Origin of the sequence: Streptomyces thermoalcalitolerans (assembly GCF_039525155.1) — a bacterium.
In the GTDB taxonomy this organism is placed as follows: Bacteria; Actinomycetota; Actinomycetes; order Streptomycetales; family Streptomycetaceae; genus Streptomyces; species Streptomyces thermovulgaris.
The window spans coordinates 1-8628 of the sequence record NZ_BAAAHG010000097.1; the positions used below are offsets into that span (position 1 = coordinate 1).

Genomic DNA, 8628 nt, shown 5'->3' on the forward strand with positions numbered 1-8628 from the left:
GGAAAACGGCCCCGACACCTTCAAAGGCATCGACATCATGCGCACCGTCCGCAGCTTCGACCCCTGCCTGCCCTGCGGCGTGCACATGTACACCGGCAACGGCACCACCCTGACCACCCTCACCCACACCCCCACCTACGGAACCACCCATGGGTGACACCGGACCGGACTGCTGTGCCGGGCGGCTGACCGACCTGGAGGTCGAGGCGCGGCTCGCCCGGCTGGACGAGCTGCTGGCGGGTCTGGAGACCGCGCCGGGACCAACCGTGCAGTCGGCCCTCGAGGCGGTGCGGCTGCTGACCGAGGTGTACGGCGAGGCCCTGGGCCGTGTGCTGGACCGGGCGGACGAGGAGCTGGCCCGGTGGCTGGCCGAGGACGAGCTGGTGGGGCATCTGCTGGTGCTGCACCGGATCCATCCCGAACCGGTGGAGCACCGGGCCGCCCGCGCGGTCGAACGGCTGCGGCCGGCCGTGCGGAAGAGCGGCGGTGACGTCGAGTGGGTCGGCGTCGAGGAGAAGGTGGCCCGGGTGCGGGTGACCGCGGGCGGGTGCGGTTTCGGGTGCGGCGGCGGTACGGCCGATCTCACCGACGCGGTGCGCGCGGCCGTGCTCGCCGCCGCACCCGAACTCACGGCGGTGGAGACGGTGACGGACACGTCCGCGAAGCGGCCGGCCCCCGCGTTCGTACCGCTGGAGACACTGACGCGGCGAGGCGGGGCGCGGGCGCGGGAGGCGCGGTGACGGCGGACGGGGCACTGGCCCGGATCATCCGCGCGGCCGGCCGGACGGGGCCGGCCGCGGGCGAGACGTGCGAGCTGTGCGCCGCGCCGGTGCCCGAGGAGCACCGTCACCTTCACGACAGCGCCGAGGACGGGGTGCGGTGCGTCTGCGGCCCCTGCGCGGTGCTCTTCACCGACAGCGGGGCGGGCGGCGGGCGCTTCCGGCTCGTCCCCCGGCGCCGGGTGCGGCTTCCCCGGATCGACACGGCGGTGCTGGGGGTGCCGGTCGGTCTGGTGTTCTTCGTGCCGCGCGCCGACGGCACGGTCACCGCGCAGGGTCCGAGCCCGGCGGGGGCCATGCGGTGGGAGGTGGACGCGGCGGCCTGGCGGCGGCTGGCCGACCAATTCCCGCAGCTCGCCTCGATGGAGCCGGAGGTGGAGGCCCTGCTGGTCAATACCGTCCAGGAGTTCGACCAGCACTGGATCGTGCCCGTCGACGACTGCTTCCGGATGGTCGCGGCGATCCGCCGCGAGTGGCGGGGCCTGTCCGGCGGGGGCCGGGTGTGGCCCGTCGTCCAGGAGTTCTTCGCGGGGCTCACCGAACGGAGCTGATGCGGCCATGCACGAGTTGTCGATCGCGACCGCGATCGTGGAGCGGGTCGACGAGATCGCCCGCGCCGAGGGGACGGAGAGCGTCTCGGCGGTGACGGTGCGGGTGGGCGAGCTGTCCGGTGTCGTGCCCGACGCCCTGAGCTTCGCCTTCGAGGTGGCCCGGGAGGGCACCGCGCTGGCCGGGGCCCGGCTCGTGGTCGAGCAGGTGACCGCGTACGCGTACTGCGTGCCGTGCGACCAGGAGTTCCCGGTGGGCATGCCCCCGTTCTTCTGGTGCCCGCACTGCGACCGGCCGTCGCAGGATCTGCGCCGGGGGCGGGAGCTGGAGATCACCCGGATCGAGCCCGGTCCGGTTCCGGCCTGAGCCGGACGCCCCGGGCCGAAAAGACCCCGTGTCCCCGCCGGTGCCCTGGGCACCGGCGGGGACGTCCTTCGGCTTTTGTCGTTCTGCCGGCAGATGTCCGTCAGCAGATGCGCGGCAGTTGCTCGCCGAGCGGCAGGTCGACGACCCGGGTGCCGCCGAGGCCCGTCTCGACCACGACCGTCCCGGGGTGGTCGGCGACGCACTCGCCGATCAGTGCGGCGCCGCTGCCCTGCGGGTGGGCGCGCATCGCCTCCAGGACGGCCTCGGCCTGCTCGGGGGGCACGAAGGCGACGAGCCGGCCCTCGTTGGCGACGTACAGCGGGTCCAGGCCCAGGAATCCGCAGGCGTTCGCGACCGCCTCCGGGACGGGGATGGCCCGCTCCCGCAGCCGGACGCCGGTGCCGGAGGCGCGGGCGATCTCGTTGAGGGAGGCGGCGAGCCCGCCCCGGGTGGGGTCGCGCAGCACATGGATGTCCGGGGTGACCGCCAGCATGGCCGCCACCAGGTCGGCCAGCGGAGCGGTGTCGCTGGCGATCTCGACGCCGAACTCCAGGCCCTCCCGCACGCTCATCACGGCCACGCCGTGCAGGCCGATCGGTCCGCTGACGATGACGGCGTCGCCCGGCCGGGCCCGCTGCGGACGGATGTCCACGCCCTCGGGGATCAGGCCGATGCCGGCGGTGGTGACGTACACGCCGTCGCCGTGCCCGGCCTCCACCACCTTGGTGTCGCCGGTGGCCACGGTGACGCCCGCGGCCTTCGCCGCCGCGCCCATGGCGCGGGCGACCCGGTCGACCACGGTCAGCTCCACGCCCTCCTCCAGGACGAAGGCCGCGGAGAGGTAGGCGGGCCGGGCACCGCTCATCGCCAGGTCGTTGACGGTGCCGTTGACCGCCAGGTCGCCGAGGCTGCCGCCGGGGAAGAACAGCGGCCGGACGACGTAGGAGTCGGTGGAGAACGCCAGCCGGGCACCGCCGAGGCGGAGGACGGCGCAGTCGCCCAGGGCGGCGAGGACGGGGTTGCCGTAGGCCGCGGCGAAGACGTCCCGGACCAGTTCGGCGGACAGGGCGCCGCCTCCGCCGTGGCCCATCACCACGACGGGCTGGTCGCGCAGCGGGGCGGGGCAGGTCCAGTTCGCGGGGTCGACGGGGGGTTCGGCCGTCGTGGGGGCGAGGTCAGCCAACGGGGTTCATCTCCTCCCGCGGGACACGGGAGCCCTGCGACTCCGGGGCGCCCGACGAGGTCTGTCCGTTCAGCCGGCGGTACAGGTAGTAGGCGGCGCAGGCGCCCTCGCTGGAGACCATGGTGGCGCCGAGCGGGGTGCGCGGGGTGCAGGTGGTGCCGAACGCGGAGCACTCGGTGGGCTTGATCAGCCCCTGCAGGACCTCACCGGCCCGGCACACGGCGGGCTCCTCGGTGCGGATGCCGCCGACGTCGAAGCGGTACTCGGCGTCGAAGGCGCGGAAGGCGTCCGACAGCCGCCAGCCGCTGGCGGGGATGCGTCCGATGCCGCGCCAGGAGCGGTCGGTGACCTCGAAGACCTCCTGGAGCATGCGCAGGGCGGCCGGGTTGCCCGTCTCGCGCACGGCGCGCGGGTAGGCGTTGTCCACCCGGTGCTCGCCGCGCTCCAGCTGGTGGACGGCGCGGCGGATGCCCTCGAGGATGTCCAGCGGTTCGAAGCCGGTGACGACGATGGGGACGCGGTGCCGCTCGGCCAGCTCCGGGTACTCGGCGGTGCCCATGACGCTGCACACGTGCCCGGCGGCGAGGAATCCCTGCACCCGGCAGTCCGGGGCCGTCATGATCGCCTCGATGGCCGGTGGCACCCGCACATGGGAGACCAGAAGGCTGAAGTTGTCCAGGCCCAGCCGGCGGGCCTGGTGCACGGCCATGGCGTTGGCGGGGGCGGTGGTCTCGAAGCCGATGGCGAAGAAGACCACCTGGCGGTCGGGGTGCTGCCGGGCCAGCCGGAGGGCGTCGAGCGGCGAGTACACCACGCGTACGTCACCGCCCTCGCCCTTGACCCGGAACAGGTCCCGGTCGGTGCCCGGCACCCGCAGCATGTCGCCGAACGAGCAGAAGATCACCTCGGGGCGGGCGGCGATCTCCAGCGCCTTGTCGATGACCTCGAGCGGTGTCACGCACACCGGACAGCCGGGGCCGTGGATCAGCTCCAGTCCTCCCGGCAGCAGTTGGTCGATGCCGTGCCGGATGATCGAGTGGGTCTGGCCGCCGCAGACCTCCATCAGCGCCCAGGGCCGGGTGACCGTCGCGCGGATCTCGTCCAGCAGCTTCCGGGCCAGCTCGGGGTTGTTGAACTCTTCGATGTATTTCATCGGGCCTCACTTCCGCTCTTCTCGCGTGCGCCGGCCCCGTCGGTGTGCGGGACCTCGCTGCCGGCCTGCTCGGCCGCCTGGGCCCAGGCGTCGCCGAACTCCTCCTCCAGCAGCCCCAGTTGCTCGAACAGCTCCAGGGATGCCCGGGCCGACTCCTCGTCCAGGCGCTGCAGGGCGAACCCGACGTGGACGATCACGTACTCCCCCACCCGCACATCGGGCAGGTACTCGAGACACGCCTGTTTCTGCACTCCGCCGAAGTCGACCAGGCCGGTGAGGGGGTCGGACTGGTGGTCGATGGCCACGACCTTGCCGGGCACTGCCAAACACATGGGTCACTCCGTCTCGTCGCTGTACGGGGGCTTCAGGTGCGCCGTCCGCCCTGGGGTGCGTGGGCCGCGACCACGAGCTGTCCGAGGGCCAGGCCGCCGTCGGTCGGCGGGACTTCGCCGTGGCGCAGGACCGTGAAGCCGTCACCGGTCAGCAGGGCGGTGCACTCCTCCTCCAGCAGGCCGTTGGCGAAGACGCCGCCGCTGAGGACGACGGTGGTCAGACCGGTGGCCGCACGGGCGTGCCGGCAGATCCGGGCGACGGCCCGTGCGACGCCCCGGTGGAAGCGTGCGGCAAGAACCGGTGCCGGGGTGCCGCGGCGCCGGTCGGCGAGGAGGGCGCGCAGCATGGGGGCCGGGTCGCAGTCCAGGGGGCCGGGGCCGCCGGTGAGGCCGAAGGGGTACGCCGTCTCGTCCTCGTTCCAGGCCGGGGTGGCGGTCGCCTCCAGTTCCAGCGCGGCCTGCGCCTCGTATCCGGCGCGGTGGCACACGCCGGCGAGGGAGGAGACGGCGTCGAAGAGCCGGCCCATGCTGGAGGTGGGAACGCAGGCCAGATTCCGTTCCAGCTGCCGTTCCAGCACGGACAGTTCCTCGGGCGCGCAGGCGGCGACCGGGGGCAGATCGGCGTCCCACGGCAGCCCGGCGGCCCACAGCCGGGCCAGGGCGAGGCGGCACGGGTTGGCCACTCCGGCGTCGCCGCCGGGCAGGGGGGCGGGGGTCAGCCGGGCGAAGCGGCGGTGGCCGGCGTAGTCGGCGAGCAGGACCTCGCCGCCCCATACGGTGCCGTCGTCGCCGTATCCGGTGCCGTCGAAGGCGACGCCGATCACGGGGGTGGTGCCGTCGAGGCCGTGCTCGGCCATGGCGGAGGCGATGTGCGCGTGGTGGTGCTGGACCAGCACCGGGTGTGGCTCGGGGAGCCGGGCCGCCCGGCGGCGGGCCAGGCCGGTCGAGTGGTAGCCGGGGTGGCGGTCGGCGGCCACCAGGGCGGGGGTGACCCCGGTCAGGCGCAGCAGGTGCTCCTCGGCCCGCTGGGCGGCCCGGAGGGTGGTCAGGTCGCCCATGTCGCCGATGTGCGGGCCGAACCAGGCGTGGTCGCCGTCGCCGACGCAGAGCGCGTTCTTCAGATCGCCGCCCATCGCGAGCGCGGGGCGCACCGGGACGGGCAGGCGCACCGGGCGGGGCACATGGCCGCGGGAGCGGCGCAGCACCTGTTCGGTGCCGTCGGGGCGCACCCGCAGCAGGGAGTCGTCGCAGGGCGAGGCGATGGGGCGGTCGTGGGTGAGCCAGGCGTCGGCCAGGCCGGCCAGCCGGGTCAGTGCCTCGTCGTCGTCGGTGACGATGGGCTCGCCGGAGCGGTTGCCGCTGGTCATCACGAGCACACGGGGGCCGGGGGGATCCCCGGGCAGCCCGAACAGCAGGGTGTGCACGGGGGTGTAGGGCAGCAGTACGCCGACGTGGGGGCTGCCCGGGCAGACCGCGTCGCTCAGGCGGAGTCCGTCCGGGCGCGTGCGGCGGCGCAGCAGGACGATGGGGCGCCGCGGACTGGTGAGCGCGGCCCGTTCGCCGTCGGTGAGCTCGGCGATCCGCTCGACGGCGGCGAGGTCGGGGCACATCACCGCGAACGCCTTGCCGCCCCGTTCCTTGCGGGCGCGCAGGGTGGTGACGGCGCGGGTGTCGGTGGCGTCGCAGGCCAGGTGGTAGCCGCCGAGCCCCTTGACGGCGACGATCCGGCCGGCGGCGAGCAGGGCGCGGGCCGCGGTCAGGGCGTCGGCGTCCCGGGCCGGGCGGAGGCCGCTGCCGTCGGCGGGGATCAGCCGCAGCCGGGGGCCGCAGTCGGGGCAGGCCACGGGCTGGGCGTGGAAGCGCCGGTCGGCGGGGTCGGTGTACTCGCGGGCGCAGGCCGGGCACATGGGGAAGCCGGCCATGGTCGTGACCGCGCGGTCGTAGGGCAGGGCGGTGGTGATGGTGAAGCGGGGGCCGCAGTGGGTGCAGGTGATGAAGGGGTGACGGTGGCGGCGGTCGGCGGGGTCGGCCAGTTCGCGCAGGCAGTCGGCGCAGGTCGCGGTGTCGGGCGGCAGCTGCGTGCGGCCGGGGGCGTGGTCGGTGGGGCGGATGGTGAACGGGTCGGTGGCGCCGGTGGCGGGGAGGTCCTCGCGGCCGATGCCGGTGACGGCGGCGAGCGGGGGCAGATGCCGGGTCAGCAGGTCGCAGAACCGGTCGACGCCGTCCGGCGGTCCCTCGACCTCGATCAGCACGCCGCTCGCGGTGTTGCTCACGAAGCCGGCCAGGGCCAGGTCGGTGGCCAGGCGGTGCACATACGGCCTAAAGCCCACGCCCTGCACCGTGCCGCGCACGGTGAGCCGGCGGCGCACCGTACCGGTGACGGGGGCGGTCACGGGGCGGTGGTGGCCGGGTGCGGGTGGTGGTCGTGGACCGTCTCGTCCCCGGGGGCCCGGTGGACCGTGTGGTCGTGGGGACGCGGGGCGAGGGGAGGGTGGTGCGGCGGGGTTCCGTCGCGGGCTTCGAGGACGTGGTCCAGGAGGGTGTCGACGCCGTCGCCGGTGCGGGCGCAGGACCGTACGATCCCCACCCCGGGGTTGACCCGGCGCACGTTCGCCCGGAAGGCGTCCTCGTCGAAGCCGGCCGCCTCGGCCAGGTCCGTCTTGGTGACCACGACCAGATGGGCGGAGCCGAAGGCGGTGGGGTACTTCAGCGGCTTGTCCTCGCCCTCGGTGACCGCCATCAGCACGACCCGCAGGGTCTCGCCCAGGTCGTAGGAGGCCGGGCAGACGAGGTTGCCGACGTTCTCCACGAACAGCACCGCGGTGTCCTCGGGCAGCCAGCCCTCCAGGCGGGTGCGCACCTGGAGGGCCTCCAGATGGCAGAGCCCGTCGGTGAGCACCTGCTGGACCGGCGCGCCCGAGCGGGCCAGCCGGCGGGCGTCGTTCTCGGTGGCCAGGTCCGCGGTCAGCGCGGCCACCGGCACACCCCGCTCCACGGCACGGGCCAGGACGCGGCCGAGGAGTTCGGTCTTGCCGCTGCCGGGGCTGGACAGCAGGTTCACCAGCACGGTGCCGCGCCGGGCCAGGTCGCCGCGCAGGGCGGCGGCCAGGTCGTCGTTCCTGGCGAGGACGGCCTGCTTGACATCGGTGGACCGGCACATGGCGCTGCTCCTCGGAAAAGGGCTCGGGGCGGGGAGGTGGGGGGGAGGCGGGTCTGTCACCGATCTTCGGCCGCGCCGGCCGTGAGGTGCGGCAGCCCAGCCGTGGGGGCCGGGGTGTTTTCCTCCGGGCGGCCCAACGGCGGGACGGCGTCGGGGTCGGCGAGCAGGACGGGGACCATCGTGTGCAGTGCCTCGACGGCGTGGGCGACGGCGGCGCGGACCGGGGCGCTGAGCCCGGGCATGATGTCCTCGTCGCCGCGGGGCCGCACCTGGGGTTCGCAGGCGAGCACGAGGACGCGCGGGAGCGGCCCGTCGCCCAGGTGGGCGGCCAGGGCCAGCACCTTGGCCGGGTCCATGCCGTGGGCCTCGGGCGGGGCGGCGGCGCCGGCGGTGGTGTCGGGGGGTTCGGGGGCGATCAGGGACAGGGTGCCGGGCTCGTGGCCGCGGGGTGCCGCGTCGACCAGGACGGCCGTGCCGTAGCCGTCGAGGAGTTCGTAGGCGAGGTCCAGGCCGCGGATGCCGAAGTCCCGTACCCGCACGTCGGGCGGCAGGGGGCGGTGACGGAGGGCCTGGATCACCTCGGGGCCGAAGGCGTCGTCCGCGAGGAAGATGTTGCCCACGCCCGCGACCAGCAGCCGGGGACGGGCCGGGGGCGTCATCGGGGGGTCCCGGTGCCCCGGCCGGGGCGGAGGACGCGCGGGGCGGGTGCGGTGTCGGCGAGGTGGCCGTGGTCCGGCGGTGCGGTGCGGGCGCGCGGGGACGGGCCGTCGAACGCGTCGGCGACGAGCAGAGGGTCCATGGCGGATCACGCTGTCCGATGCGGGGGGTTCCAGGAAGGATCCCGGCGGGGTTTTCGTCCGTCCGCCTCAGGCTTCTCCTCCATCCGGCCCGGATGCCCTCGGCGGACTTCGTTGTGCCGGCGGTCTTCGGCGTGTCGCACTCTCACTTTCTGTTCATATGATGTAACAGTCTGCACATGATCTGTCAGCAGAACGTCGACAGGGTCTCCGGCCGCCCCTCACGCCGTCGTGCGCTGCGCGGGGTCCTGCTGGCCGCGGCGACCACCGCGGCGCTGGCCGGCGGGCCGGCGGCGACCGCGGCCCCGG

Annotated in this window: 11 protein-coding genes; 4 read left to right on the forward strand and 7 right to left on the reverse strand. The window is 74.7% G+C overall.

What is annotated here, in order from left to right; translation table 11 throughout:
• The 4 genes from ABD224_RS28390 to hypA all read left to right on the forward strand — a co-directional run.
• On the forward strand, positions 1–157 hold a 157-nt coding region (locus ABD224_RS28390), incomplete at its 5' end, for a nickel-dependent hydrogenase large subunit (protein WP_344055065.1).
• Positions 150–740 carry a NifU family protein gene (locus ABD224_RS28395; protein ID WP_344055048.1) on the forward strand — a complete coding sequence of 197 codons (591 nt, stop codon included), beginning with the start codon at positions 150–152 and terminating at the stop codon, positions 738–740. The genes ABD224_RS28390 and ABD224_RS28395, both read left to right, overlap by 8 nt.
• The gene (locus ABD224_RS28400; RefSeq protein ID WP_067388820.1) at positions 737–1330 is read left to right on the forward strand and encodes a DUF5947 family protein; all 594 of its coding nucleotides are present in this window, start codon (positions 737–739) and stop codon (positions 1328–1330) included. Before ABD224_RS28395 ends, ABD224_RS28400 begins: the two co-directional genes overlap by 4 nt.
• Positions 1331–1337: 7 nt before the next feature.
• Positions 1338–1694, forward strand: a complete 357-nt coding sequence (hypA, locus tag ABD224_RS28405; protein ID WP_344055051.1) for a hydrogenase maturation nickel metallochaperone HypA — start codon at positions 1338–1340, stop codon at positions 1692–1694.
• Between the two features lie 100 nt (positions 1695–1794).
• On the opposite strand, the gene hypE is transcribed toward hypA, so the two are convergent.
• From hypE to ABD224_RS28440, 7 genes are read right to left on the reverse strand one after another with little or no spacing between them, the layout of a single operon-like run.
• Positions 1795–2877, reverse strand: coding sequence for a hydrogenase expression/formation protein HypE (gene hypE, locus ABD224_RS28410; RefSeq protein WP_344055053.1), 1083 nt, complete (start codon positions 2875–2877; stop codon positions 1795–1797).
• A complete protein-coding gene (gene hypD, locus ABD224_RS28415) occupies positions 2870–4030 on the reverse strand; it encodes a hydrogenase formation protein HypD (RefSeq protein ID WP_344055055.1) in 1161 nt (386 codons plus the stop codon). The genes hypE and hypD overlap by 8 nt, the downstream gene beginning before the upstream one ends.
• Complete coding sequence (locus tag ABD224_RS28420; RefSeq protein WP_344055057.1) at positions 4027–4362, reverse strand: HypC/HybG/HupF family hydrogenase formation chaperone; 336 nt, start codon at positions 4360–4362, stop codon at positions 4027–4029. The genes hypD and ABD224_RS28420 overlap by 4 nt, the downstream gene beginning before the upstream one ends.
• Before the next feature lie 32 nt (positions 4363–4394).
• Positions 4395–6755, reverse strand: coding sequence for a carbamoyltransferase HypF (hypF, locus tag ABD224_RS28425; RefSeq protein ID WP_344055059.1), 2361 nt, complete (start codon positions 6753–6755; stop codon positions 4395–4397).
• Positions 6752–7522 carry a hydrogenase nickel incorporation protein HypB gene (gene hypB / locus ABD224_RS28430; protein ID WP_344055061.1) on the reverse strand — a complete coding sequence of 257 codons (771 nt, stop codon included), beginning with the start codon at positions 7520–7522 and terminating at the stop codon, positions 6752–6754. Before hypB ends, hypF begins: the two co-directional genes overlap by 4 nt.
• A 56-nt stretch (positions 7523–7578) precedes the next feature.
• Positions 7579–8181: a hydrogenase maturation protease gene (locus ABD224_RS28435; RefSeq protein ID WP_344055062.1), complete on the reverse strand. Its 603-nt coding sequence runs from the start codon at positions 8179–8181 to the stop codon at positions 7579–7581.
• Complete coding sequence (locus ABD224_RS28440) at positions 8178–8321, reverse strand: hypothetical protein (protein WP_344055063.1); 144 nt, start codon at positions 8319–8321, stop codon at positions 8178–8180. The genes ABD224_RS28435 and ABD224_RS28440 overlap by 4 nt, the downstream gene beginning before the upstream one ends.
• Positions 8322–8628 lie beyond the last annotated feature (307 nt).